Genomic DNA, 24,827 nt, shown 5'->3' with positions numbered 1-24,827 from the left:
GGTAAAAAAGGGGGATCAGGAGTAGAAGCTTTGCGCCAGTGAACCGACCAGCAGCTGCCAGCCATCGACCAGAACAAACAGCATCAGTTTAAACGGCAGCGATATGGTCGCTGGCGGAACCATCATCATGCCCAGCGCCATGAGCACACTGGCGACAACCAGGTCGATGATCAGAAACGGGATGAAGACGGTAAAGCCGATCTGGAACGCGGTCTTGAGTTCACTGGTCACGTAGGCTGGCAACAGAATACGCATCGGCACCGCTTCCGGGCCGGCAATCGGTGCGGTGTTGGCCAGTCGGGCAAACAGGGCCAGATCCGCTTCGCGGGTCTGACGCAGCATAAAGTCACGCAGCGGCTGGGCACCTTTCTCAATCGCCACATCCATGCTGATCTTGTCCTGACTGAAGGGCAGATAAGCATCCTGATAAATTCTGTCGAAGGTTGGCGCCATAATAAAGAACGTCAGGAACAGTGACAGACCGAGCAGCACCTGGTTCGGCGGTGCCGACGGCGTGCCCAGGGCGTTACGCAGTAAACCAAATACAATGATGATGCGGGTGAAGCTGGTCATCATCAGCAGCACCGCCGGAATAAAGGTCAGTGCAGTGATAAAAACCAGCGTCTGAACCGGCAGGGACCAGCTCTGTCCGCCGCCAGGCAGCGAGTGGCTCACCAGGCCCGGCAGCTGGGCATGGGCAGCCGGTGCCAGTACCAGCAGTGGCAGTAAAGGAAGCAGTCGACGCATCATTGTGGTTTTCCGGGACGTTTAACCAGGTTCTGTAATAACTGACGAAAATCCTGTGGCGCACGGTTGTCGGGCGTCACGGAGACCGGCTGACCCGGCGGCAGCGTATGCAGGTGCGTAATCTGCTGGGCGGTAACACCCAGTACCAGGCGGGCATCGGCCGTATCAACGATCACGACGCGTTCACGCTGGCCAACGGAGACGCTGGCGGTGAGCTTCAGCTCCTGGCCACTGACTTTCTTCGGCGCGAAGCCGGCACGACGTGCCAGCCAGGCGCAGGCCAGAATCAATAAAATAATAACGGCTAAAACGCTGCTGACCTGCGCCAGCATTGAGCCGGTTGAGATCGCCTGCGCGTGCGGTGTCGCCGTTTGCAGCGTTTGATTCTGGCTGTTCATAGTCAGGGACTCTTTAGCGACTCAGACGACGCATACGTTCAGACGGGGTGATGATATCGGTGATGCGTACGCCATATTTGTCGTTCACAACTACCACTTCACCCTGCGCGATCAGGTATCCGTTGATCAGAATATCCAGCGGCTCACCTGCCAGGCCATCCAGTGACACCACCGACCCCTGCGTCAGACGCAGCAGCTCTTTGATGGTCATCTTGGTGCGGCCCAGTTCCACGGTCAGCTTCACCGGGATATCCATAATCAGGTCGATATCCTGCAGCGAGCCAGCGACGTTGCCGCTGTCGAATGATTTAAAGACGTCGTCGGTCTGCGGCGCGCTGCTGCTGCTGCCGACCTGCTCATTCATCGCTTCAGCCCACAGATCGTCTGCAGAGATATCGTCAGACGGTTTATTACTGTCAGTCATGGGGCTGTTCCTCGTTCAGCGAATTCAAAATCGGGTTAATCAGGTGTTCGACACGGAGCGCGTACTGGCCATTCATCGTGCCATATTGGCTGGTTAAGACCGGGACGCTATCGACATGGGCGATAATACGTTCCGGCTTCTCAATCGGCAGCACGTCGCCAGGTTTCAGCTGCAGGATCCGTGACAGACGCAGTGAGGTTTCGGCAAAGTGTGCAATCAATTCCAGCTCAGAGTGCTGCACCTGTTTGACCAGGTTGTCGCGCCAGTGGTTATCTTCCTGACGTGAGTTTTCGAGCGGTGGGTTCACCAGCAGCTCGCGCAGCGGTTCAATCATTGAAAACGGGATGCAGATGTTAAATTCACCCACCAGGTTTCCGATCTCCACCTGGAACGGCGTGTTAACCACGATGTCGTTCGGAGAGGTCGTAATGTTGGTGAACTTCACCTGCATCTCTGAACGTACATACTCGACGTCCAGCGGATAAATCGCTTTCCAGGCATCACTGTAACCATCCAGCGCCAGCTTCAGCATGCGGCGGATGACGCGCTGCTCGGTATGGGTAAACTCACGGCCTTCGACTTTGGTCGGAAAGCGTCCGTCGCCACCAAACAGGTTGTCGACGGCAATAAACACCAGGCTCGGTGAGAACACCACCAGCGCCGTGCCGCGCAGCGGTTTCAGGTGGATCAGGTTCAGGTTAGTTGGCACCGGCAGGTTGCGGGCAAACTCATGGTACGGCTGAATCTTGATCGCTCCGACGCTGATATCCGGGCTGCGGCGCAGCAGGTTAAACAGCGCCATACGAAAACTACGGGCAAAACGCTCGTTAATAATCTCCAGCGCCTGCAGACGCTCGCGCACCACGCGGCGCTGGGTATTCGGGTCGTAAGGGCGAATATCGCCTTCCGGCCCCATTTGTTTCTTTTCTTCTTCCACACCGCCACTGTCGCCGTTCAGAAGGGCGTCAATTTCAGCCTGGGAGAGAATACTATCGCCCATTGATTCACCTCAAAATGAAGGCAGTAAACAGCACGTCGTTTACAGCCTGCGGAGGTTGACCTTTTACCAGCGGAGGGGTCAGCACCTGTTTAATTTGTTCAACAAGTGCCTGTTTTCCCTGCTCTGTCGCCAGCGCCGCAGCACTCTGACGCGAGAGCAGCAGCAGCAGACGGCTGCGCACCTCAGGCAGATAATCATTCAGCCGACGACGGGTATCCTCATCGGCCAGACGCAGGGTAAAGCCTACGTAGAGCACGCGGTCAGGATCGTTGTCGGGATTGACCAGGTTAACCGTAAATGTATCAAGTGCAAAAAAGACCGGAGCGGGAGGCGGTTCAACTTTCGCCACCTCAGGCTTATCGCCCTCGTGTTTGTTCATCATTCGCCAGACTGCATAGCCTGCTACGCTGCAAGCGGCCAGCGTCACAATGAGCAACACCGGTATTAAAAGTTTACGTTTGCGGCCTTTTGCTTTTGCGTTATCAGACATGGTTGCAGTTACTTCCTGTGAATTATGGGCAAGCCTCTCGGCTCACGGGACAGATTATCCCGCGTCTTAAGTCAAACCAATGGGAAGAAAAGACGCGGGTTTTACGCTTACCTTCAGCGTTTGTCGCTGTCAGGCAAAAGTGTCGACGGCGCTGTTGCCGCTGACGCGAGCCTGAAGGGCGGCGGGGACGGCAATCGGCGTGATGTCGTTGTCATTGTCCTGGGAGAGGGAGAAGCGGCCATGCTGTCCATCGCGAGGCGCCTCCTGCTGCTGGAAGCTCTGGCCCTGCGCGGAACTGTCACTGCTCACCTGACTCTCGCCCAGGTTGATACCGCTTTCTGCCAGCGCGCTGCGCAGTTGCGGTATCGCGGCTTCCAGCGCCGATCTGACATGGCTGTGGCTGGAAACCAGACTAATTTGTGCCTGGTCGTTATCCAGCTTCAGGCTAATCTGGATAGCGCCAAGGTCTTCCGGATGCAGGCGTAACTCCGCGTTATGCTGACCGTTACGGCTGAACATCACAATCTGCTGACTCAGTGCCTGCTGCCACTCATCGCTGCCCAGTTGCGCATTCAGCATCGGCGTGGCCGGTGTGCTGGTGGTTGCGGAAGCGGTCACAGGCGCAGGCAGGCTGCTGGCGCTGGTCACAGGCAGTGCGGTAAGCGTGTTATCGCCGTTGCTGGCTTGTCCCGCAGCCTGATCGTCCTGTTTCACAAACGTGTTCAGTGCCTGCTGAAAACTGCTGTCGGGCGTCAGGCCATTGCCGGGCGCGCTGTGCGCAGCGGCTGAAGCCGGGCTGGCTGGTCTGCTGAGCACTGGCGAGTCAGGGGTGGCCCCTTTAGCGTCATGCTTGTCATCTTTCCCCGCTGGCGCACTATTCTGTGCACTGTTAAGCAGTGACATCAGCGGGTTCTGTGTTTTGCGGCCGCCATCCACCTGGGCAGTCAGCTCGCCTGCCTCACTACTGGCTGGCGTCGGCGTTGCGGCAGCAGCGGTGGTCGCGCCCGGTAACATCGCGAACAGCGCCTGCACATTCTGCAGGTCGCTGGCGCTCAGGGAGGCCACGTCCGGCTTGTCTTTATCATCGGCTGATTTTGTATCAGCTTTAATATTTTCCGCTGTAAACAGACCGCTTAACGCAGCCGGATTATCCAGCGCCACCATGAGCCCATTCAGAGGGGCCTTTGCGGGCGTGTCTTCTGCCTTTTCTGCTTTGACATCAGCCGATTGCAATGTTTTTCCGGGCTGTTTAGCCAGGCCCAGCAGCTGGTTGCCCAGTGCCGTCAGAAAGTCCTGCGGCAGGGCCTCTTTTCCCGCCGCCGCATCAGCGGAGACGAGGGGGTCTGCGTCGGTTTTCACCGCCGCTTTTGTGGCAATGTGTGGCAACGTGATCATTCGCCTCTCCTCAATGCGGCCCGTTGGGCAAATTCGTCCATCCGTTTCTGGTCGAGACGGTTTTCCTGTCGTGATGCGTTTTCTGCTGCCCGTGTAATCAGGGTCTGATAGGCGTTCAGTCGCTGCTGCTTGTCGCGCCAGTTGATCAGCGCCTGCTCAAGCCGCTGATTCCAGTGATTGAGCTGGTTACGGTGCTGCTCGATCGCTTTTTCCAGCGTCTGAATAAACTGGTGATAGTTAGTCCAGCGGGTGCTGGCGATACCCGATGACATGTCATCATTGAGTTTGTTGCGATATTCGTCCTGATAGTCGAGCAGCATCGTCAGCTGCTCGCTGGCGGCATGCTGGCCGCGACGCATATCGCCTAAGTAGATGGCGGCACGTTCAAGATCCTGCTCCGCTAAATCACGCAGCGTATCGATGGCATTTGCTGTTTTCATTGCCGTTACCTCGCGTTAAAGGGTGTCACTGACCAAACAGCGCATGCAGATGCAGGGTGGCGTCATCGTAATCGCTGCGCTCAAAAATTCCCTGCTGCAGGAAGGCTTCCATCTGCGGATAGAGTTTGATGGCTTTATCGAGCATCGGGTCGCTGCCGGCGGCGTAAGCACCCACGCTGACCAGATCGCGGTTACGCTGGAAGCTGGAGAGCAACTGCTTGAACTGGCGTACCTGCGCATAGTGGTTCTCATCGATCAGATGCGTCATCGCACGGCTGATTGAGGCTTCGATATCGATGGCCGGATAGTGACCCGCTTCGCCCAGCCGGCGCGACAGCACAATGTGGCCGTCGAGAATAGCGCGCGCGGAGTCGGCGATCGGATCCTGCTGATCGTCGCCCTCGGTCAGAACGGTATAGAAGGCGGTGATCGACCCGCCGCCGTCGATGCCGTTACCGGCGCGCTCAACCAGCGCAGGCAGTTTGGCGAAGACGGAAGGCGGATAACCTTTGGTCGCGGGTGGTTCACCAATCGCCAGGGCAATCTCACGCTGTGCCATGGCATAGCGGGTGAGGGAGTCCATAATCAGCAGTACATGCTTGCCGCGATCGCGGAAATCTTCAGCAATGCGCGTGGCATAGGCGGCACCCTGCATACGCAGCAGGGGCGACACGTCAGCCGGGGCGGCGATGACCACGGAACGGGCGCGGCCTTCGGCACCGAGAATATTCTCAATGAAATCTTTGACTTCACGGCCACGTTCACCAATCAAACCCACCACGATGACATCCGCTTTGGTGTAGCGCGCCATCATGCCCAGCAGCACGCTTTTACCTACGCCCGATCCGGCGAACAGGCCCATACGCTGGCCACGGCCGACCGTCAGCAGAGCATTGATCGCCCGCACGCCGGTATCCAGCACGTCGGTAATCGGCGTACGCTGCAACGGGTTAAACGGCGGCGTGATCAGCGGCGCGCGATAGCCGGTATCCGGTGAGGGCAGACCATCCAGCGGGCGGCCACTGCCGTCGAGAACGCGACCCAGCAGTTCCGGTCCCAGCATCAGCTGCTTGCCCGCCTGCGGGTTATCGCCATTCTGACGCGCATAGACCCGCGCGCCCGGTAAAATCCCGTCCACCTCTTCCAGTGGCATCATCAGCAGTTTCTGGCCGTTGAATCCCACCACTTCGCTTTCGATTTCACTGATAGCTTTGCCATCGTTTCGCTCAATAATGCAGGTTGCGCCCAGCGGCAGCTGTAAACCGGTTGCTTCCAGTACCAGACCCGTAGCACGAGTCAGGCGACCATAGCGGCGCACCGGTTGCACCTGAGCAATGCGTTTTTCAAACGCATCGAGCGATCCCAGCCAGCGGTTCAGACGGGTGGTCATTAAATTTCTCCTGGTGCCGCAAGACGGCAGAGTTCCTGCCAGCGCGTGGCGACGCTGGCATCCAGATCCCCATCTTCTGCGCTGAGTTTGCAGCCGCCGGGATGAAGAGTGCTGTCGGCGATCAGACGCCAGCCGTGCAGATCCAGCGTCGGGCCCAGCGTCTGCTCGATGCGCTGTAAGTCATCCGGATGAACACGCAGCTGCGGTTTGCCGCTGAACATCGGTTCCTGCTGCAGTAGGCCCTGAATCTGGCGCAGCAGGGCGGTGCCATCGACGGCGGTCGCCTGGCCGATAACGGAGCGCGCCGCTTCCAGCGCCAGCTGCATCAGACGGGCGGCGATGACGCTGTCCAGGGATTCCAGGGTGTTCTGGAACTCAGTGACCAGCTGCTGCATCCGTGCCTGAAGCGGCGCCTGCTGCTGCTGTGCATCCATCAGGCCCTGCTGAAAACCGGCGTCGTAGCCCGCTTTCTGACCTTCGGTCATGCCCTGCTGATAACCTTCGTTATAGCCCTGGCCCTGAGCCTCTTTACGCATCTGCTGCTGCAGGCGTTCAAGCTGCTGTTGCTGCTCATCCACGCCATCATCAGATTCGGTAAACTCGGGCTCCGGCTCGGCTTCAGGCTCATCGAAACGGCCTAAATCTGTAGGCTGCCACAGCTGCCAGGGACGGGCAGAAAATGCATCAGACATACGTTTCCTCGCCACCACCAATTACCATCTCGCCGGATTCGGCCAGGCGGCGAACCACCAGCAGGATCGCTTTCTGTTCGTTTTCCACCGCAGACATACGCACCGGCCCCCGGTTGGCCAGATCGTCGCGCAGAATGTCGGCTGCCCGGGCTGACATGTTTTTGAGGAACTTCTCGCGCAGTGGCTGTTCGGCACCTTTCAGCGCCACCAGCAGCTGCTCGGACTCCACTTCCTGCAACAGACGCTGGATACTGCGGTCGTCCACTTCCACCAGATTCTCGAACAGGAACATCTCGTCGATAATTTTTTGCGCCAGTTCGCCGTCGAAATCGCGTACCGCTTCGATAACCGCCTCTTCCTGCTGCGTTTTCATCAGGTTGATGATCTCGGCTGCGGTTCTCACGCCGCCCATCTTCGCGCGCTTGAGGTTGGTGCCATCCAGCAGGCCGTTCAGGACTTCGGTCAGCTCGGCCAGCGCGGCTGGCTGTACACCCCCGAAGGTGGCGATACGCAGCATCACGTCGTGACGCAGACGCTCGTCGAACAGCGCCACAATGTCGGCTGCCTGCGAACGTTTCAGGTGCACCAGGATAGTCGCGATGATCTGCGGATGTTCGTCGCGAATCAGATCGGCAGCCGCCTGCGGCTCCATAAAGTTGAGTGTTTCCATGCCGCTGGTGGTGTCGCGCGTTTCCAGAATGTCCTCCAGCAGGCTGGAGGCGCGCTCTTCGCCCAGCGCCCGGGTCAGCACCGAACGCAGATATTCGTTGGAGTTCAGGCTCAGCGCCGCGAACTGCTCGGCATCCGCTTCGAACTCCCGCAGGACTTCGGTCAGCTGTTTATGCGATACCTGACGCATGTTGGCCATCGCGCCGCTCAGGTGCTGCACCTCACGCTGGTTCAGGTGTTTGAAGACTTCCGCCGCGCGCTCTTCACCAATGGTCATCATCAGGATGGCGCTTTTTTCAGTTCCGGTCAGACTCATAGCTCTTTACTCATCCATTCACGAATGACCAGCGCTACCACACGCGGATCGTTTTCTGACATGTCGCGGATGCGTTGACTCATCACTTCTGCGCTCATGCGGTTGTTAGACTTACGTTCCTGGTCCAGCTCATCTTTGCTGAGCTGCACGCTGAAGGCTTCTTCTTCCGGTTTCTCAGCTGCGCGAGCGGCAATCGCTTCAGCAGCGGCTTTATCAGCGGCCTGCTTACGCATCAGATGCGGACGGACCATTTTGCGATAGAGAATGAAGGCAATCAGGGCAATCAGCAGCCACTTACCGGCATCCATCAGCTGTTCAAAGAACGACTGCTGTTGCCAGAAGGGCAGGTCAACACTCATTGGCTCAGTGGTGTTGAACTGCGAGTTCACCACGTTGACGCTGTCGCCACGGTTCTGGGAGTAGCCCATCGCTTCGCGCGTCAGGTCTTCAATCTGTTTCAGCTGCTGCTCATTCAGCGCAACGGCTTTACCTTTATCATCCGCACGGTAGTTCACCACCACGGCAACCGACAGCCGCTGCACGTCACCGACATTCATTTTGGTGTGACGAATGGTGCGATCCAGCTCGTAGTTCACCGTATCGTCACGGCGGGAATTCGTCGGCGACGCGCTGGCTGCGGCGGTGCTGGTGGTCTGAGTAGCGTTACTGGCCGCGTTATTCTGTCCGTTTGCGTTCTGGCCATTGGCCGCATTGTTGTTCGGTGTTGTCACCGGCGCAGTATTGGCTGGTGCAGGCTGATTAGAGAGTGCGCCTGGTACGCCGCCCGGATACGGAGAGCCTGACTGGTCGCTGGTGCTGGTCTGACGCGAACGGATAGCCGTGTTCGACGGGTTAGCGTTAGGCTGATATTTCTCATCCGTCTGCTCACTGGTGTCGAAGTTAATCTGTGCGGTAACCTGCGCGTGCACATTACCCTGGCCGAGAATCGGATTCAGGATCGCTTCGATACGCTGCTGGTAACGTGCTTCAACTTCTGCGGCATATTTCAGCTGTGCATCATTAAGATCGCGACCGGCGGCATCGGAGCGGGTCAGCAGGCGACCGGTCTGATCAACAACGGTGACATTGCCCGGGGGTAAACCTGCGACGCTGCTCGACACCATGTGGGCGATCGCCTGAATCTGACCTTCATCCAGCGCGCGTCCGGGCTGCAGGGTTAAGGTGACAGAGGCGGAAGGTGCTTTTTGCTCGCGCACAAACAGGGTGGGTTTTGGCATCGCCAGATGAACACGGGCAGCTTTAACCGGACCGAGTGATTCGATAGTGCGAGCCAGTTCGCCTTCCAGCGCACGCTGGTAATTCACCTGCTCGCTGAACTGGCTGATACCAAACTTCTCTTTATCCAGCAGCTCAAAGCCCACCGAGCCGCCTTTTGGCAGACCCTGCTGAGCCAGACGCAGACGCAGTTCATGCACATTCGCTTCCGGCACCATCAGCGCGCCGCCATTTTCGGCGAAACGGTAAGGAATGTTCATCTGCGTCAGCTGCGTGACGATGGCACCGCCATCCTCATCGGAGAGATTGTTGTAAAGGACGCTGTAGCTGGGCTGCTTCGCCCACAGCACCATCGCGATCACAATCGCCACCACTGCGGCAGCGGCAACGATTAAAGGGATACGCGGATTTGCGCGCAGGCGAGCGAGCAGGTCACCGAAGCCTTTCTTATCTTGTTCTGTTGTGGCGGCTGTGCTCGCATTCATGACCGATTCCTGCCTGACGTAATTGACCGGGTAAGTTGAGATGGCAAAACAGACTCCCTGACCTGCGTAGATAAAATTTCCACTTCAATGCCAGGCATTATTAGGTGATAAGCAAAATTCGATGGGTGGATAAGGTAGGTTTTTTGCTGTCATTTAGCGGCTTTGTCTCATTGACAACGTGCTAACTTTTGAGAACAGAAAACAGGCTTCCCTCTTTAAAAGGTATCGTTCATGTCTATTCAGGCAATCGACGGCGTACTGCAGCAGCTGCAGGCGACCTCACTGCAGGCCAGCAATCGCAGCAGTGAAACCCCCAATCAGATTGATTTTGGCGCCACCATGAAAGCGGCGCTGGATAAGATCAGTGAAACCCAGACCACCGCCCGTACCCAGGCGCAGGATTTTGAGATGGGGAAACCCGGTATCGCCCTGAATGATGTGATGGTCGATCTGCAGAAATCCTCGATCTCTATGCAGATGGGTATTCAGGTCAGGAACAAACTGGTTTCAGCGTACAGTGAAATCATGAATATGCAGGTTTAGGCGGGTAACTGTCTGAAGATGCTAAGGTTTATCATACTGCCACTTTAGTGGAGCACGTATGTAGCACAAGATCGCTCATTTTCGTATTGATGAGCGATAGCTGGTCAGTGTTGTTCTCTGATATCCAGGCGCCATAAACCCGGTACACCATCTGCGCATCGGAGTGACCCGTTTGCGATGCAACGTAGTTCGGGTTTGCGCCTGCTGAAAGAGCCCAGCATGCGAACGTGTGACGGGACTGATAGGCTTTCCGGTGACGCAGGCCTGCACGCCTCAGTGCGCCGGTCCATATCTGTCCCAGTGACTCTGTTGAGTAATATGCTCCCGACCTTCCGTTGACTGCGTTCACGCCGGGATTGAACACGAATGTCTTTTGCTCCTCAATTCGCTCGCCATACTCCCTGGTATGAAAAGTGAATGAGATCTGAGGGTACATTCTGGTCACCTCCCTTTGATCACGCAGAATATCAACGGCTGCATCTGGCAGGCATATAACCCGGTTTCCTGCTTCTGTTTTGGGCGGCGTGAATAACCCCTGTGGCGTAAGGTTGCGGCTGACTGTCAGCGTCTTCGCCTCAAGGTCTACATCCTCCCAGGCCAGCGCACATATCTCTCCGTGGCGTAAACCCGTCAGGATTGCAAGCGACCATATATTTGTCGTCTGTCGTGTTGAGCATGCCGCGATGAGGCGAGGGTACTCCTCACGCGTTATTGTGTCCTGCCGCTTATTCGACTTCTTCAGAGGCTTAATGCCCGTCATCGGATTTGCTTCTATAGACCCGTTGCCATGAGCAAAGGCGAAGATCGCTTTCAGATCTGCCATGCTGGCGTTAACCGTGGCCGCCGTCCTGCCTTTCTTTTCTATATTCATCTTCTTGCCGGTAAAGTAGCTGCCATTGAGAAGTTCAATGCGCAGGTTGAGCAGGTCTTTTTGCATGACAGACCGGATGTCCTTTCCGTTGCCTGTGATATCCAGTGTAACTCTGACGCGACGCTCTGTTGTGACATAGGAGCTATTTGCCCAATCAGGCTTTTTAAGTTTAAGCCATAAATCCGCCACCTCACTGATAGCTATCGACCCGGACGAGCCAAATTCGCTCTTGAAAAGAGGTGAATCGGGAAACTCTTTCCTGTAGTCAAAGGTCCCTGTCTTGATGCGGTAGACAATGTTGCTACGTAACTCGCCTGCCATCTTCCTGTTTTTGGGAGTGTCGAGAACCCCGATCGCCTCCCACCGTCTTTGCCCTTCATACATGAACCAGATTCGAAGATGATTCTTGTTGGGGGCCACTCCTGTTGGACAACCCCACCGACACTTACATCCTGATTCAGGCCATTGATGATCATCAGGCGTTTGTGTCCGCGAAGGTCAACACTACGTTGGCAGCCGGTTACACGGTGGCAGACCTGCATGCTGCCACAATGCAGAGCTTCCAGCCTTTCGGCGTCACTCAGGGCATCACAGCTCAGATGGCGGATACCGTATTCCCCCGCGGTCGCGTGATGTATGGCATGGCGCGGGACGTGATGAGTAACGTGGCTGACCCGTGCAAAGCTAACTGACAGATTGTGGATGGTCAGGCGCAGATGGTCAGCACTGAAAAGTACATCCATGAGGCGATCGTACTGAACAGCCGAACCGGCCTCGTCGGTATGCTTCAGCAGACAATGGGCGCGGGCGTTAACGTCCGCTGCCTGATCAACCCCAACATCAGGGTAAGCGGCCTGATTGAACTGGACCAGGCTCCCGTATACCGCACAGCGCTATCCAGCGATGAAGTTCAACGATCAGGCGGTCACATATTTGAGACCGAAAATAACGGGAATCTGAGCGTTAACGTAACACTGCAACAGCCCGCAAGTATTGCGACCGATGGCGTGTATATCGTGCATACCATCAGTTATACAGGTGATACACACGGACAAGCCTGGTATATGGATTTGATGTGCAGCGCCAGAGGTTTTGCAGACCTCCAGACGAACACGGCACTCAACAGGACATTCTGACGGTGAAATCTAAATTTACACTGACGCTGTTACTAATCATGGCCTCACCATCATTAACGGTTTTAGCAGACCCTCAATGTGGACCATTCCACCTTGGTACTAGATGAGATAAAGAGGGTTGGGCCAGAATCAATTGAGCAAAGCTAACCAGCCAAAAGGTGACCTTTCTTAGGCAGCAGGGTGATTACGACAACATCCAGATGCGGTGGATGGTTCCGCGCACAGACTATCCTGGCTACTACGGCATGGACTATGTTAAGCGTAATGGAAAAGCTTTACTAAATGTAGAAGCGATCCGCAGCAGTATGGACTAACCAAGAGTTTTTGGCTCGTTTAAACGTCGTAAGTTAAATTGATGCAATTCCAATAGGATTTATCCCATTAGCTATTCCAAAGTGTTTAGAAACTGTTAATATTCTCATCCTCATTGCTTTAGGGATAATGGAATGTCATATATTGATTCGAACTTGGTAGGTAATGAAGCGGTTCTATACCGTGGTAAAGTAACGCTTTGGGCTTGGTTGCCTTGGCTGATTTGGGGTGTAATATTGGGATTTGCCACGATTGTTGGCTTTTTATTAATCCCGTTAGGTTATTTAATAATCAGATCGAACGAAGCTGGCGTTACAAACAAGAGACTCATCGCGAAGTCTGGTCTAATTCGCAGGGACACAGTCGAAATCCCGATAAAAAAAGTGTCCAGCCTTCAAGTGAAGCAAGGCATCATTGGTCGCATGCTGGGTTACGGCACTCTTATCATTAGTGATGTCGGCGCTGCACATGCCCCTATCAGATACATTAGGGAACCTATGAAGTTCAGACAAAGGTTCTTCGAGGTTCAGGAGGAGTTGGAAAGCTCCTGAGAATTCAGCTAACCCGCTTCGGCGGGTTTTTTTATGCCTGGAGTAAGTCTGCCAGTATCACCACAATCACAGGCTGGCGGTGAATCGCAGGCCTATAAAGCGCTATCAGACTCCATCTTCGCCATGCTCCGTGTTTCGATGCCCGGCATTATCCAGACCTTTGACCCAATCGTCTGTACCTGCACTGTTCAGCCTGCCATCAGCGGGCAAACAGCTGACGAACTGGGCAACTTTAAGTCTGCACCGCTGCCTTTGCTTCTCGACGTCCCGGTAGTGTTCCCGCGTGGTGGCGGATGCACGATCACTTTCCCGGTAAAAGAGGGTGACGAGTGTCTGGTCATCTTCAGTGACCGATGCATTGACTTCTGGTGGCTGAACGGCGGAATTCAGGAGCCGGTAGACCCGAGGCAGCATGACCTTTCAGACGCCTTCGCAATCATCGGCCCGCAATCGCAGGCCGAAGTGATCAGCAACATTAGTTCCTCAACGCTGCAAATGCGCACCGATGACGGAGCGGCCTATATCGAGCTGGACCCGAACAGCCATGCAGTAAATATCGTCGCTCCGGGCGGCCTGAACGTAACAACCCCTCTTGCGAAGTTCAGCCAGGCAGTAACGATAACAGGCCTTCTGACGTGGATGGGCGGCATGGTGGGCAGCCTTGCGACAGGTACCGCAGCAAAAATTACCGGCGCAATCGAATTCATTAGCAGTCTTAAATCCAACGGCAAAGACATCAGCGACCAGCATACGCATAACGGCGTTCAGTCTGGCTCTGGCAATTCCGGCAAGGTGAACTGATGCGATACAGACGCGAAGATGAGAAGGGTGATTACACCTTCGGTAAAGGTGATGACACCTGGCTAATTAACTCACCAGAATGCGTTGCTCAGGCAGTTAGGACGCGATTTCTGCTCTGGTACGGACAGTGGTTCCTCGATACGACAGAGGGCACTCCATGGGTTCAGTCAGTGCTGGGTAAGCAGAAGCCTGAAACCTATAATCTGGCTATCCGTAAACGGATACTTGAGACGCCCGGCGTGAACTCAATCAAGTCATTCGATACCAGCCTCAATACCTCTTCCCGACGTGTGATTTTCACCACAACTATCGACACCATCTACGGAACGACGACCGTCACAAGCGAGGCATAATGGCTCTCAATCTCGACACGCTGGGGCTCTCCGCTACGGTGACCGCCTCAGGGATAAGTGCGCCTGATTACCAGACAATCCTGAGCACTATCACTGAATACTTTCAACAGATTTACGGCACCGATGCCTACCTGGAACCGGACAGCAAAGACGAGCAGATGGTGGCTTTAGTGGCCCTGGCTGTACATGACACCAACAACATGGCTATTCAGGTTTACACCTCATTCTCTCCATCTACCGCCATGTCAGATGCGCTTACCCGCAATGTTAAAATCAACGGCATCACGCGCAAACCATCGATGAATTCAACGGTAGATCTGACCCTTAGCGGAACTGCCGGCACAACAATCACCAACGGCTCAGTGAAGGATGCGAACGGCGTTATCTGGAATCTTCCCGCTAGTGTGACTATCGGCGTTGGTGGGTCGGTTTCGGTAACAGCAACAAGCGCAGTGGCTGGTGCGGTGGCGGCGGTTATTGGCTCAATTACGCAGATCAACACGCCTACGCGCGGCTGGACTGCGGTCACTAACTCAGTTACGGCCACAGTAGGTTCTGATGCAGAAAAAGACTCAGCACTGCGTATCAGACAGGTCCAGAGCGTTGCTATCCCATCCCTGACACCATTTGAGGCAGTAGATGGTGCGCTGGCCAATGTGTCCGGAGTAACCCGCCACAAGTTTTATGAGAATCACACGGGCGCAGCGGACGCTAATGGTATTCCCGGCCACTCTATTGCAACCATAGTGGAGGGTGGTGATGTCACGCTGATAGCGCAAACCATACGGGGAAAAAAGGGTCAGGGCGTGGGGACGTTCGGCAGCACAACGACTCAGGTGCCAGACAAGTACGGCAACCCCCATGCCACCAGTTTTTCACGGCCCACCAATGTTCCGATTTACGTGGCGCTGGTCCTCAAGGTTTTCACCGGTTACACCACGCAAATTGGCGAGCAGATTAAGCAGGCGATAGCAGACTACATCAACTCGCTTACGATAGGAGATGACGTCCTTCTCAGCCGCCTTTATTCACCTGCAAACCTTGGCGTGGTCAGTGGTGGAAATGCCCGTTATTACGACATCAACAGCCTGCAGATAGGAAAGTCAGCCGGTGCGGTATCTGCTTCAAACATCGTCATCGCCTATAACGAATCGGCCACCGGCAGCACAGCAAACATCTCTATCACGGTATCGCCATGAGTAAATATACCGACCGGATTACCAACTACCACAGGGGAAAGCCCCTGTTTGTTGAGCATGTTGATTTGTCGACCCGTCCACTTAGCGACATTTGCGACGCGATGTATGAGCTGATTTCAGCGTTTGATATTGATGAGGCAATCGGCGTGCAGCTTGATGCGCTGGGTGAATGGATCGGCAGAAGTCGTATTGTCAGCCAGCCAATATCAGGGGTTTATTTCTCATTCGATACTGCGGGGCTGGGTTGGGACCAGGGTGTCTGGCAGGGGCCTTATGATCCCGATGCGGGTTACACCAGCCTTAGCGACGACACCTACCGCATCATTCTCAAGGCAAAAATAGCCATCAACAACTGGGACGGACAAAACGACTCACTTCCTTCGATTCTTGAAACCGCCCTGGATGGCTCCGGCCTGAAAATGCAGATTGTCGACAATCAGGACATGACTATTTCTGTATGGGTATTTCCTGAAGTGGACATTTCTCAGGTCTCTCTCGAGTTACTGGCCGTAATCAGGCAAGGCTATCTCACCGTTAAAGCCGCAGGCGTTTGGGCTGGCGACATACAAACCCCTTCAATAAAAACCCCATCAGTAGGAACCCGATTTTTTGGTTTCGACATGGATAACGAATATATCGCCGGATTTAATGATGGCGCATGGGAGACAACACTGTAATGGCTACGAATAACTTTAAGGCGTTTGGTATCGGCGCTGGCGCCAATGTTACAAGCCAGGCGGATTATGAGGCGCTGGCCGCATTGCTGACCGGATTCCAGTCAGGTAAGGCGTCATCTGCGCAAATCAATAAGGCCTTACGCCAGTCATCAACAATGGCGTATGTGCTGGCACAGTTTATTGCCGACTCAGCGTCGGTTGATGTGCTGGATAATGGTACTCCTGTCACTATACTCGCAAACCTCAAGTCCTCTATGACAGCCCTCACTCCCGGCAGGCTTCTTAATGTTCAGGTGTTTACATCCAGCGGAACCTACACCAAAACAGCTGGAACAAAAAAGTAAGAGTAAAGGCCCTTGGCGGTGGTGGTGCCGGCGGAGGAACGGAAGTTACATCTTCATCTCAGATTGCTGCTGCGTGGGGTGGCAATTCTGGAGCTTATGCAGAAAGCACCATGATTGATGTATCTGCTGTAGCTTCGGTGGCAGTGACTGTTGGATCTGCTGGGGTGCCAGTTACAGGGGGCGCTGGTGGTGCAGGCGGTGCAGGCGGGCAAAGCACGTTCGGAACGTATTTGATAGTGCCCGGGGAAGCTGGCGGCTTTATTGGTCAGACTGGTGCAGGGATCAGCGCTGGGGTTGATATGGATGCAGGTAGCGGCCCATCAGGAAGCGGCCTTGCTTTTGGCACTCCAGCCTCTGTAGGAGTAGGCCCTCTTTCATTAAGCGCTACAGTAGGACAAAGTACGCTTAAGTCGGGAAGGGGTGCAGACAGTAAGCTTGGAGTTGGTGGCGGAGGAATTCGTGGGTCTAACGTGGCTAAATCTGCCTTTGGATATGGTGCGGGCAGGGGCGGTTCTGCTGTTGGCCGATCAGCTTCCGTAACCACTGCAGGCGGAAACGGGACCAGTGGGATAATTATCGTAGAGGAGTACGCATAATGAGCCATTACGCTTTAATCAAAGATGGATTGGTAGAGAATGTTGTGGTCTGGGATGGCGAGGGTGATATATTTTCTGAATATACAACTTATGAACTGTCAGGTGGAGAGGTTGCAGCGCCAGGCTTCTCAGCGACTAAAAACAGCAAGGGTAATTGGACATTCAAAGCCCCGGAAGTGAAGTTAACTCCTCAACAACAATCAGAATTGAATATCATTTCCGCACAATCCGAATATGATAGGGTATCGTCGAAAATAAATTCTATTAGGGGTCAAATTGAAGATGAAGACTTTGCGACTATCTCAGAGGATAATCTAAATAAACTCCTTGTTACTTGGACTGATTATAGAAAATCCCTAAGGTCTTACATTGCATTAGGTGACGGGAGTAAAGACGTTCCACTCCCGCCTGAAGATTGATTCGTAACTCTTCGTTATACAATGTCAGGTGAAAAACCTTCTGTAAACACTTAACCTGTTAAGCGTCAGGCCAAACAACAAGGAAAGAACAGATACAGCAAAGAAAAGTAAAAATTGATTTGCTATATGAGATTTCAAAATCAGATAGAAAAAATAGTGAACAAAATAAATGCTTGATGCCGTGCATGCTATGTTGAACGGGAGGTTAATGTTTACGTTTAGGGTTAGCACAAAAGTATAAACTGCTACAAACGGAGCAAGTAGTAATAAATCATTATCATAAATACCCAATTTTAGCCTGGAAAACCCCTCAAGCAAAAGCATAACGGTAAGAAGCAAGAGGACTGCCAGGCCTGGGTAACCGGTCTTGAATGAAAGTCTTTGCTTCTTTAATGCCGCCCCCATGGCAATCAGTGGGAAGCCAAATGTTAAAAAGTTTCTATAAAATAAAATGGAATATTCGCCATGTTCGATGTTTGACTGTATCATAAACCCAATAGCATAAAGTGAAAATGCTATGATGTTAACTTTCTTATTCGAGTGCAATAAATAGTAAACGGCTATCCCAAGTATTAATGCAGGCATAAACCATAGATGCCGCCATCCTTTCACAAAGATATATAAGGACTCCCAGAGGTACCCACTAGCAGAAAGTGGTTTTGTGGATATATCTGATATTTCGAAAGGCAAATAAAACACGCACCATGCGATATACAATGTCGCGAGCCTGAAAACAGCCTTCTTAATATCTACTGATCTTGGGTTTGCGGTAAAATAATATCCGGCAGCAATAAAGAAAAATGGTACGGCAACCCTTGCTACGCTCTGCGTCAGAAGGTAATCAAAAACCCCATCAGGAGTTATTGTATGAATTGAGATTACAAGGATGGCCATCAAAATCTTTAATAAATCGATAGCGTTGTTTCTTCCCTGCGTAGCCATAAACAGAACCTGATTAGCGATAAGTTATCTCATTATTATGCACTAATGATGAGCCCCATTGAACGAAAAAAGCCCGGCGATCAGGCAATGACTCAGCCGCGCCTCTCTGAGCAGACTGCGGGGTGGGTAATTTGAGGTTAGTCACGCCCAACCGAAGGTGCCAGTCTAAAAAGCCAGCACTCTCCGCAGCTTTACAAATTTGCTACCCGCTTCGGCTTGATCAAATCCACTGATCGATATCACTGTTTATCCACACAGCATTCGTCAGGGGAGGATTTAGCATGGCGAGAGAGAGTGACATACGCGGCGCATTTATGGCTGCGATAAAGAAAGACAGCCGGGGTAGACAGATTGTCACCACAGCGGCGTTCCAGAAGCAACTGGATGATGTTAACCATGTGTGGACGCTGGCGGAGTGCAACCGGTGGATTCGGTACTATCAGAACTTCTTCTTCGAACTGATTACAGAGGAAAGCGAGAATAAGACCTGGGCGCTTCGCAACATGGGATATGTGAGGTAACTATGGGATTTCCATCACCTGCAAGCGACTATATTGAGAAGCGCATCGACCTTAACGACATACTGATGCCGCACCGGAACAACATGATATTGATTGAGACGCCGGACGGGTTCGTGCTGGCCGATAAATCAGTAAAGCCAAAGCCGGGCGATAAGGTGGCATTTCAGGCGGGCGAGTTCCCGCAGTTGGGCAGGCTGTTCCGGACGGGCATCATTACCCTGGACGGTGAGGCGATCGACGGAGAAGGGCTGGAGGGAATTATCGTGCTGGGGAAGGTGACTGCGGAGGTCTTGTCTGTGCATGAGCCCAGCAGGCCGATAATTTAGCCGTAGCACACATGTAGCACAAAAAAATACCGCAAATCACCTCAAAACCACCAACGCGGCAGTTTGTGACTTGCGGTATGTCTCTGTAAAACCACGCTTCAACGCACATCAACCTGATACACTAAATATTCAAAGTGAAATTATGAATATGCAGGTTTAAGTAGCCTGAGCGCACTCAGCAAATCTGTCCGGAAATCTCAGTTCTTTGCCGCCACACTTTCAGCATCTGAACGTCGTGGCTGCTGAGCCAGAGGTGATGAGATGACCACTGACGGCTATACTTCTCCTCATTCCAGGCGGTGGCAGAGAAAGCCTGTTTCATCTTTGCTGCACCTTTTCCGGCACTCAGCAGGACGCTCACCCTATGTTGAAAAAAATTGCCCTTATCGCCTGTTTAGCCAGCCTCTCTCCCGCAGCCCTTGCCACCACGCAGTGCGGGCCATTTACCCTTAAACCTGACAGCAGTGGATGGTTCTTCGTAAATGGTGAGCGCGCAAAAACACAGAAGGTGACATTTACAAAACAGAAGGGCGATTACGACAACGCCACAATTAAACTGCGGGTCAAAAACAGCCGGGCGCCGGGAATGGTGGATATGGAGCAGACGACACGGGAGGGTAAGGGGTTGTTAAGAGCCGAGATTGTCCGTACCAGTCAGAGTCAGATTCGTATACGCGGCGCTTACGACTGTGAAAGGTCAAACTAAACTGACGCAGACGGGATTCCGGATAGTTTTAGCTGCTAAAACAGCCTGACCGGACTGGCGTCTGGTGAAAAGAGGCAGCAGAGAATCTGCGAGCTGCAAACGGCCGTAATGTGTCCTCAGTCCCTCCCGGTAATTAGCGCGCCCATCGGACGCGCCACACGTCTTAGCTCGCTTTAAACGGATCTTTTTTATCATCCTGGCTGTCGTCATTTTTACGCGGCACTTCGCCATGGTCTTTAGGCGCATCCGTTGCAGGATGGTCGTCTTCTTCATACATGTTACCTGCATGAGGAGCACCCTCTGGCAGACTTTTGCTGACATCACCTTCTTTATTACGTTCTTCGTTCGAATTGTGCTTAAACATGCGTCGCTCCTTTTATTAGTGTCTTAAGTTTAGACCAGCCAGTACAACCTGACAGACTCAGGTGCGTTAAGTTAGCAAAGTCTTTTAAGCTCTGACTGTGTTGCGGGTTACCGATCCGGCCTGAATAAAGAGAAGAGCTGTATAAACCCCGTAAGCAGGTCGGTGTGATCAGCCGTTTCGCAGAGGCAAGTACCGCCTGAAACAGGGAATAAGGCATGCCATCTTCGATAAATAAATTCGATTGAAGTGATTCATAAAAAGAATATAGTGACCCGCGTTACCAGGAGATGGATATAATGTTAAGAGACTATTTAAAGATTGCAGCGGACGATCAACTGATTGAGCAACACACGCGGAGCCTGAAAAACCGTGGTCAGGAAGAGATCACAGAGTGGATTATCATCAACAGTCAGGGAATAAAGATCGGCAGCGTTACCCTGTTTGACAAGCTCAGTACACGCCGCTCCTGGCCGGTCAGTTATCGCATCATGCAGACTGATCGGCAGGGCAACGTGGTGGTTGATAAACTGACTGACGCCCTGTAACAGCGCTCACGACAGTCAGCTGCTGATACTGAGCCTGCTCCACAGTCTATATCTGACGGTAGCGGCGCAGTTCAACCAGTGTGCCTATCAGTTTCAGGCTGTCCCGAGTGGAATGCAGATCGGGGAAGTTAATGTTAACCGGGGCCAGTTCAAACTGCATGACGCCATCCTGTGAACCGCGCTGACGCCAGGTACGCAGCAGGGGAGTCTGCTGCTGCAGGGCCAGCACGCAGTCGCCAGGCTGGGGTAACTGCGTGGGGTCGATAATCACCACATCATTTTGCAGGATGGCGGGCGTCATTCCCTGTTCCTCAACGCGAAAAGCAAAACTCTGCTGCGCAAGCGCCATGTCGTTATGCATCAGCCATTCACACTTCACAGCATCCGCATCCGCCAGCCATTGCGTCACGTTCCGCTGAGCCAGTAAAGGGATTTGATGGAGACCACTCCAGGCGCTTTCGCTGAAAACAGGACCATCCCCATCTATCAGAAAAGCTGGTGCGCAGCCCAGCGCTTCAGCGAGCCGCAGCAGGTTCTCACCACGCGGCAACGTCTCCTCTTTTTCCCACTGTGATATAGCGACATGGGACACTTTTACCTGTTGAGCCAGTTGCTTCTGCGTCAGTTCCAGTGCTTTACGGCGAAGTCGGATGCGGTCACCCAGCGTTCTGTTTTTCATCGGCTTGACTTTTTGATTAAGTTTGCCTTAAGTATACTTAAGTCTGGCATTTAAGCAATCTTAAATTCATGACGGGGATTGTGCCTGATAAGCACGAAATAAGTTCCAGAGACCTTACCGGGTAAAGGGGTGTGGCATGGAAAGTAGTCTGATTACCAGTATGGGTGCGTTAGTTCTGGGTGGGGGGGCAGCAGCACTGTTCTGGAAGCCATTACTGGCAGGTATTGCTTCTATCGTGACCAGTAATCGTGCTGGTGGCGAAATTATCACCAGCTATAAAGAGCAGGTGCTGTTGCTGAAAGAGAGTAATCAACTGATGCGGGAGGAGAACGACGAGTTGCGCGAACGTCATGATAAGAATCTGCGCCGGATTGCGACACTCGAAACCGATCTTCGATTAATCAAAAATGCGGTAGGCATTTTGCTGGCCATGACGGAAACCGATCAAAACAACAAGTTCCGTATTGAGATTGATCGGCTTATCTCAACTCTGGAGGATCGCAGTGATGACAACCATTAAAGACATTCATGCTCCGGTGTCAAACCGGCGCAAGATCATTCTGGGCAGCATTCTTCTGGGCTGTTCAATGATTTGCATCCTGATGACGATAATTTTTCTCTATGTCAGTAACTCCGCCAACAAGCGAGTAGAGGAGATCCGGGCAGATTACGGGGCAATGGCTGCGCGACGGGATGATCGTGTCGATACGCTGACGACGCAGGTAGCAACTCTTCAGAAGAAACTGGATGCCATTCCCGACCGCACCGCCGACAAGGCGGTCATTAAAGTCAAAAAGGTAGTGGTGGATGGAGAACTGCCACCGGTCAAATCAAACGCAAAACCGTAACTTCCGATAATTCTTAGTGCGGCTTCGCTATTATCGACTACATTTAAATCTCGCGGCGACATTTTATCTCTTAATGTATGCCGATTGATTGGCCGGTTGATGAACCGCTAAGCCTAATCACTTTGGATAACTGACCAGAAGGAAATTCAGCATGAGCGATTCAACTGAAACCAAAACCAAAACTGAATATCTGCGTGACGTGACCTCTCAGCTTAAAGAGATGCGCCACTACGCGCAGACCAACACCGAAACGCTCTCCAGCCACTGGTTAGCCTTTGATGCCGGTGAGTACAAAGACAAAACTAACGCCGATAGAATCGATGCGTTGCTTAACAAGCAGGGAAAACTGCTGGAAGATCTGGATGCCGCCATTCAGGACATCGAGATCGAAATCAATCACAGTGAGCAGGAGAGCTGAGTTTTCTCCCGCTAACTGATGCGGTGGCCGTTAAGGGATTACTCGGCCACCAGCCACATTTCCGCTTCGTCGAACATCTCTTCAACAATCCGCGCAACTGTCGCTTTATCGTTCTTACTTAAATCAGTCTCAATGGCGTTACGCTCCATCGGCTTAACCCTGACTTCAAGATCAGGAAACACCCGATGCACCCGCTTTTCCAGCTCTTCACGAATCATTTCGCGGGCCCCTGGCAAACCGGCAACGTTGCGCTTGTCATAAATCAGTTCAACAAACATGATGGCAATCCATTCTGAGCAAAATCGCTGATCTATGATACTGTAAATAAAAACAGTATCAAGGCGGTACAGCCAATTTCGGGCAAAATTTTCTCGGGAAAGCAGGCATCATCTTCGGCTGGCAAAACAGGTGTGCCTCACGACATAATGGCGGCTTACTTTTCAGGAGGTGCGCGATGCGACAACTGGTGATTGATATTCTGCTCAAGCTGGCAAAAATGGACGTTGATGCAAAGGAGCTGACCGCACAGCTGGAGGCTCAGTCCCTGCTGGTTGCTGCGCTGCTGGTACAGGCGAAACAGGATAACTCACTGACCATCACTGAGACGGTACAGGATGCCATTATCACTGCATCGCAGTCTTCAGCTGAATTTATGCAGTCCGATGTTGACCTGTTGCTGACGCATATCAATCGTCTGCTGGCCGTAGCAAGCTATGTGGAAGTGAAAGGCAGGATTGCAGAAGAAAGAGAATAAACGACGGGCCTCTGCGCGTCATCGGGACCGCGCAGAGGCACGCTACTTTCAGGGCCAGTTAACACCAGTGTAATATTTTAAAAAGCGCTTTCCGGCTTGTTATACACTCCGTCGTGCGACGGCCCTGCAGAATGAATCTGGCCCCTGACTGCGGTGCCAGTCAGAGTTCGTTTTTGATACAGAACGCTTCCCAGCTCATCCCCAGCGATTCCGCATGAGATTTGAGATAGGTTTCAATTGCTTCCGCCGCAACCGCTTTATCGGGTTCGGCGAGCTGAATAGAGAAGATCATCCCATCCAGATTCTTCTGCCGTAAAAAAGCGGCATAGATGCGTTCTGCATGCCATGCGCGCAACTCGCGCAGCGACAGGTTGGCGGCACGGGCATCGCTCTCTGTTAATTCATCTAGCGCAGCCTGGAAGTCGGGGTGCGCGGTAAAAAACATATCGCGCGCCTGGGCATAGTAGGCTTCTGGCGTTTTCATACTTATATTCCTGAAAAAAGTAGTGCAGCGCGTCAGTGTAGCGGGTTGTGTTTCGGTTGTCAGGCGCGACAAAGCCGGCGTTCCTTAACCTTACAGCACGTGTTCTGCTGGCCGACCCGGGCATCTGGCATGCGCTGACGGTGAAATGCGGCTTTTATTGCCTCTTCGTCTGATACCAGACGCCAGATACCTTGCGTAACGCGGTGGAAAAATTATAACGTAGCCGCCATTGACGCGATTTTAGGGATTAAACATGAAAAAGTGGATGCTGATTGCTGCGCTGGCATTGGGTGGCTGTGCGCAGATCAACGATTATGAAAATGCGGTGCAGACGCCGGCACCTGCGGATTTGCAGGGGAACTGGCAAACCGTCGGCCCGCAGAGCAGCCTTGTCAGTGACCAGGCCATCGGCAGTCTCTTAATTACTGCGGAGGGGACCACGCTGGATTGTCGTCAGTGGCAGCGGGTGATCGCGAAACCGGGCAAACTGACCCGACTGAATGGGGATTATGTCAACGTTACGCGTCAGATGCGCGTGATGCCGCTGAACGTGGATAACGGCGAGCTGAAATATGACGGGCTGACCCTGCGCAAAGTTGAACGTCCGACCGTTGAGTGTCAGCAGGCGATGAAAGAAGTGGCGAAACAGCCTAAAGCAGCGGTCATTCAGAATATCGAACCACAGCTACTGCGCACGGCGATCACCGAACATAACGCCGGTTAACCCCCCCCTGAAATGCACCGCCCCGAAGGACA

Annotated in this window: 34 protein-coding genes and 1 pseudogene; 18 read left to right on the top strand and 17 right to left on the bottom strand. The window is 53.2% G+C overall.

Features of this window, described 5'->3' with window-relative positions; translation table 11 throughout:
- Positions 1-15: 15 nt before the first annotated feature.
- From fliP to fliF, 11 genes are all read right to left on the bottom strand, one after another.
- Positions 16-747 (bottom strand): flagellar type III secretion system pore protein FliP, encoded by a 732-nt coding sequence (gene fliP / locus ACLHDD_RS08215; protein WP_427105188.1) that lies wholly within the window; start codon positions 745-747, stop codon positions 16-18.
- Entirely contained in the window at positions 747-1,145 is a 399-nt protein-coding gene (gene fliO, locus ACLHDD_RS08210) for a flagellar biosynthetic protein FliO (protein ID WP_427103707.1), read from the bottom strand. The genes fliP and fliO overlap by 1 nt, the downstream gene beginning before the upstream one ends.
- Before the next feature lie 13 nt (positions 1,146-1,158).
- Positions 1,159-1,569 (bottom strand): flagellar motor switch protein FliN, encoded by a 411-nt coding sequence (fliN, locus tag ACLHDD_RS08205; protein ID WP_111142212.1) that lies wholly within the window; start codon positions 1,567-1,569, stop codon positions 1,159-1,161.
- Positions 1,562-2,569 (bottom strand): flagellar motor switch protein FliM, encoded by a 1,008-nt coding sequence (gene fliM, locus ACLHDD_RS08200; protein WP_427103706.1) that lies wholly within the window; start codon positions 2,567-2,569, stop codon positions 1,562-1,564. Before fliM ends, fliN begins: the two co-directional genes overlap by 8 nt.
- Before the next feature lie 4 nt (positions 2,570-2,573).
- Positions 2,574-3,059, bottom strand: a complete 486-nt coding sequence (gene fliL, locus ACLHDD_RS08195; protein WP_279768036.1) for a flagellar basal body-associated protein FliL — start codon at positions 3,057-3,059, stop codon at positions 2,574-2,576.
- 129 nt (positions 3,060-3,188) lie between these two features.
- Entirely contained in the window at positions 3,189-4,454 is a 1,266-nt protein-coding gene (locus ACLHDD_RS08190; protein WP_427103705.1) for a flagellar hook-length control protein FliK, read from the bottom strand.
- Positions 4,451-4,894, bottom strand: coding sequence for a flagellar export protein FliJ (gene fliJ / locus ACLHDD_RS08185; protein WP_427103704.1), 444 nt, complete (start codon positions 4,892-4,894; stop codon positions 4,451-4,453). The genes ACLHDD_RS08190 and fliJ overlap by 4 nt, the downstream gene beginning before the upstream one ends.
- A 25-nt stretch (positions 4,895-4,919) precedes the next feature.
- Positions 4,920-6,284, bottom strand: coding sequence for a flagellar protein export ATPase FliI (fliI, locus tag ACLHDD_RS08180; RefSeq protein WP_140916955.1), 1,365 nt, complete (start codon positions 6,282-6,284; stop codon positions 4,920-4,922).
- Positions 6,284-6,976, bottom strand: a complete 693-nt coding sequence (fliH, locus tag ACLHDD_RS08175; protein ID WP_427103703.1) for a flagellar assembly protein FliH — start codon at positions 6,974-6,976, stop codon at positions 6,284-6,286. The genes fliI and fliH overlap by 1 nt, the downstream gene beginning before the upstream one ends.
- Complete coding sequence (gene fliG / locus ACLHDD_RS08170) at positions 6,969-7,961, bottom strand: flagellar motor switch protein FliG (protein WP_313656195.1); 993 nt, start codon at positions 7,959-7,961, stop codon at positions 6,969-6,971. Before fliG ends, fliH begins: the two co-directional genes overlap by 8 nt.
- Positions 7,958-9,682, bottom strand: a complete 1,725-nt coding sequence (fliF, locus tag ACLHDD_RS08165; RefSeq protein WP_427103702.1) for a flagellar basal-body MS-ring/collar protein FliF — start codon at positions 9,680-9,682, stop codon at positions 7,958-7,960. Before fliF ends, fliG begins: the two co-directional genes overlap by 4 nt.
- Positions 9,683-9,913: 231 nt before the next feature.
- Here fliF and fliE point away from each other — a divergent pair, with 231 nt between their 5' ends.
- Positions 9,914-10,225 (top strand): flagellar hook-basal body complex protein FliE, encoded by a 312-nt coding sequence (fliE, locus tag ACLHDD_RS08160; protein WP_427103701.1) that lies wholly within the window; start codon positions 9,914-9,916, stop codon positions 10,223-10,225.
- Between the two features lie 31 nt (positions 10,226-10,256).
- On the opposite strand, the gene ACLHDD_RS08155 is transcribed toward fliE, so the two are convergent.
- Positions 10,257-11,480, bottom strand: a complete 1,224-nt coding sequence (locus tag ACLHDD_RS08155) for a tyrosine-type recombinase/integrase (RefSeq protein ID WP_427103700.1) — start codon at positions 11,478-11,480, stop codon at positions 10,257-10,259.
- Positions 11,481-11,524: 44 nt separating this feature from the next.
- On the opposite strand from ACLHDD_RS08155, the pseudogene ACLHDD_RS08150 reads away from it, so the two are divergent.
- From ACLHDD_RS08150 to ACLHDD_RS08115, 8 genes and pseudogenes are all read left to right on the top strand, one after another.
- Positions 11,525-12,232: pseudogene (locus ACLHDD_RS08150) on the top strand (hypothetical protein); the annotation flags it as partial.
- A 446-nt stretch (positions 12,233-12,678) separates the two neighbouring features.
- Positions 12,679-13,095, top strand: a complete 417-nt coding sequence (locus ACLHDD_RS08145) for a PH domain-containing protein (RefSeq protein ID WP_427103699.1) — start codon at positions 12,679-12,681, stop codon at positions 13,093-13,095.
- A 48-nt stretch (positions 13,096-13,143) separates the two neighbouring features.
- Positions 13,144-13,896, top strand: a complete 753-nt coding sequence (locus tag ACLHDD_RS08140) for a Gp138 family membrane-puncturing spike protein (RefSeq protein ID WP_427105187.1) — start codon at positions 13,144-13,146, stop codon at positions 13,894-13,896.
- A complete protein-coding gene (locus ACLHDD_RS08135; RefSeq protein ID WP_427103698.1) occupies positions 13,896-14,249 on the top strand; it encodes a hypothetical protein in 354 nt (117 codons plus the stop codon). The genes ACLHDD_RS08140 and ACLHDD_RS08135 overlap by 1 nt, the downstream gene beginning before the upstream one ends.
- Positions 14,249-15,448 (top strand): baseplate J/gp47 family protein, encoded by a 1,200-nt coding sequence (locus tag ACLHDD_RS08130; protein WP_427103697.1) that lies wholly within the window; start codon positions 14,249-14,251, stop codon positions 15,446-15,448. Before ACLHDD_RS08135 ends, ACLHDD_RS08130 begins: the two co-directional genes overlap by 1 nt.
- Positions 15,445-16,125, top strand: coding sequence for a DUF2612 domain-containing protein (locus tag ACLHDD_RS08125; RefSeq protein WP_427103696.1), 681 nt, complete (start codon positions 15,445-15,447; stop codon positions 16,123-16,125). Before ACLHDD_RS08130 ends, ACLHDD_RS08125 begins: the two co-directional genes overlap by 4 nt.
- Complete coding sequence (locus ACLHDD_RS08120) at positions 16,125-16,469, top strand: hypothetical protein (protein WP_427103695.1); 345 nt, start codon at positions 16,125-16,127, stop codon at positions 16,467-16,469. Before ACLHDD_RS08125 ends, ACLHDD_RS08120 begins: the two co-directional genes overlap by 1 nt.
- A 595-nt stretch (positions 16,470-17,064) precedes the next feature.
- Entirely contained in the window at positions 17,065-17,484 is a 420-nt protein-coding gene (locus tag ACLHDD_RS08115; RefSeq protein ID WP_427103694.1) for a hypothetical protein, read from the top strand.
- A 24-nt stretch (positions 17,485-17,508) separates the two neighbouring features.
- Here the strand turns inward: ACLHDD_RS08115 and ACLHDD_RS08110 are convergent, their stop codons facing one another.
- On the bottom strand, positions 17,509-18,426 hold the full coding sequence (locus tag ACLHDD_RS08110; RefSeq protein WP_427103693.1) for an acyltransferase family protein: 918 nt from the start codon (positions 18,424-18,426) through the stop codon (positions 17,509-17,511).
- A gap of 281 nt (positions 18,427-18,707) precedes the next feature.
- On the opposite strand from ACLHDD_RS08110, the gene ACLHDD_RS08105 reads away from it, so the two are divergent.
- From ACLHDD_RS08105 to ACLHDD_RS08095, 3 genes are all read left to right on the top strand, one after another.
- Positions 18,708-18,947, top strand: a complete 240-nt coding sequence (locus tag ACLHDD_RS08105; protein ID WP_427102777.1) for a hypothetical protein — start codon at positions 18,708-18,710, stop codon at positions 18,945-18,947.
- Positions 18,948-18,949: 2 nt separating this feature from the next.
- Positions 18,950-19,273, top strand: a complete 324-nt coding sequence (locus ACLHDD_RS08100; protein WP_427103692.1) for a phage repressor protein — start codon at positions 18,950-18,952, stop codon at positions 19,271-19,273.
- A 364-nt stretch (positions 19,274-19,637) separates the two neighbouring features.
- The gene (locus tag ACLHDD_RS08095; protein ID WP_427103691.1) at positions 19,638-19,979 is read left to right on the top strand and encodes a hypothetical protein; all 342 of its coding nucleotides are present in this window, start codon (positions 19,638-19,640) and stop codon (positions 19,977-19,979) included.
- Positions 19,980-20,142: 163 nt separating this feature from the next.
- Here ACLHDD_RS08095 and ACLHDD_RS08090 read toward each other — a convergent pair whose 3' ends face one another.
- Positions 20,143-20,343 (bottom strand): hypothetical protein, encoded by a 201-nt coding sequence (locus ACLHDD_RS08090; protein ID WP_427103690.1) that lies wholly within the window; start codon positions 20,341-20,343, stop codon positions 20,143-20,145.
- Between the two features lie 296 nt (positions 20,344-20,639).
- On the opposite strand from ACLHDD_RS08090, the gene ACLHDD_RS08085 reads away from it, so the two are divergent.
- On the top strand, positions 20,640-20,888 hold the full coding sequence (locus ACLHDD_RS08085) for a hypothetical protein (protein ID WP_427103689.1): 249 nt from the start codon (positions 20,640-20,642) through the stop codon (positions 20,886-20,888).
- A 46-nt stretch (positions 20,889-20,934) separates the two neighbouring features.
- On the opposite strand, the gene ACLHDD_RS08080 is transcribed toward ACLHDD_RS08085, so the two are convergent.
- Positions 20,935-21,567, bottom strand: coding sequence for a helix-turn-helix domain-containing protein (locus ACLHDD_RS08080; RefSeq protein ID WP_427103688.1), 633 nt, complete (start codon positions 21,565-21,567; stop codon positions 20,935-20,937).
- 136 nt (positions 21,568-21,703) lie between these two features.
- Here ACLHDD_RS08080 and ACLHDD_RS08075 point away from each other — a divergent pair, with 136 nt between their 5' ends.
- From ACLHDD_RS08075 to ACLHDD_RS08065, 3 genes are all read left to right on the top strand, one after another.
- Positions 21,704-22,087 carry a hypothetical protein gene (locus ACLHDD_RS08075; RefSeq protein WP_427103687.1) on the top strand — a complete coding sequence of 128 codons (384 nt, stop codon included), beginning with the start codon at positions 21,704-21,706 and terminating at the stop codon, positions 22,085-22,087.
- Positions 22,074-22,415: a hypothetical protein gene (locus ACLHDD_RS08070; protein ID WP_427103686.1), complete on the top strand. Its 342-nt coding sequence runs from the start codon at positions 22,074-22,076 to the stop codon at positions 22,413-22,415. The genes ACLHDD_RS08075 and ACLHDD_RS08070 overlap by 14 nt, the downstream gene beginning before the upstream one ends.
- Positions 22,416-22,566: 151 nt before the next feature.
- On the top strand, positions 22,567-22,833 hold the full coding sequence (locus tag ACLHDD_RS08065; RefSeq protein WP_111139970.1) for a hypothetical protein: 267 nt from the start codon (positions 22,567-22,569) through the stop codon (positions 22,831-22,833).
- A 38-nt stretch (positions 22,834-22,871) separates the two neighbouring features.
- Here the strand turns inward: ACLHDD_RS08065 and ACLHDD_RS08060 are convergent, their stop codons facing one another.
- Entirely contained in the window at positions 22,872-23,111 is a 240-nt protein-coding gene (locus tag ACLHDD_RS08060; protein ID WP_427103685.1) for a DinI-like family protein, read from the bottom strand.
- A gap of 176 nt (positions 23,112-23,287) precedes the next feature.
- Here ACLHDD_RS08060 and iraP point away from each other — a divergent pair, with 176 nt between their 5' ends.
- Complete coding sequence (gene iraP, locus ACLHDD_RS08055; protein ID WP_293771432.1) at positions 23,288-23,587, top strand: anti-adapter protein IraP; 300 nt, start codon at positions 23,288-23,290, stop codon at positions 23,585-23,587.
- Between the two features lie 160 nt (positions 23,588-23,747).
- Here iraP and ACLHDD_RS08050 read toward each other — a convergent pair whose 3' ends face one another.
- The gene (locus ACLHDD_RS08050) at positions 23,748-24,071 is read right to left on the bottom strand and encodes a DUF6388 family protein (RefSeq protein ID WP_427103684.1); all 324 of its coding nucleotides are present in this window, start codon (positions 24,069-24,071) and stop codon (positions 23,748-23,750) included.
- A 253-nt stretch (positions 24,072-24,324) separates the two neighbouring features.
- On the opposite strand from ACLHDD_RS08050, the gene yedD reads away from it, so the two are divergent.
- A complete protein-coding gene (gene yedD / locus ACLHDD_RS08045) occupies positions 24,325-24,795 on the top strand; it encodes a lipoprotein YedD (RefSeq protein ID WP_427103683.1) in 471 nt (156 codons plus the stop codon).
- The last annotated feature ends 32 nt before the right edge of the window (positions 24,796-24,827 follow it).

The organism is Pantoea sp. NSTU24, assembly GCF_050157905.1.
Classification (GTDB): Bacteria; Pseudomonadota; Gammaproteobacteria; order Enterobacterales; family Enterobacteriaceae; genus Pantoea.
Note: the sequence above shows the minus strand (reverse complement) of the source record. Positions and strands in the feature narration are given on the sequence as shown.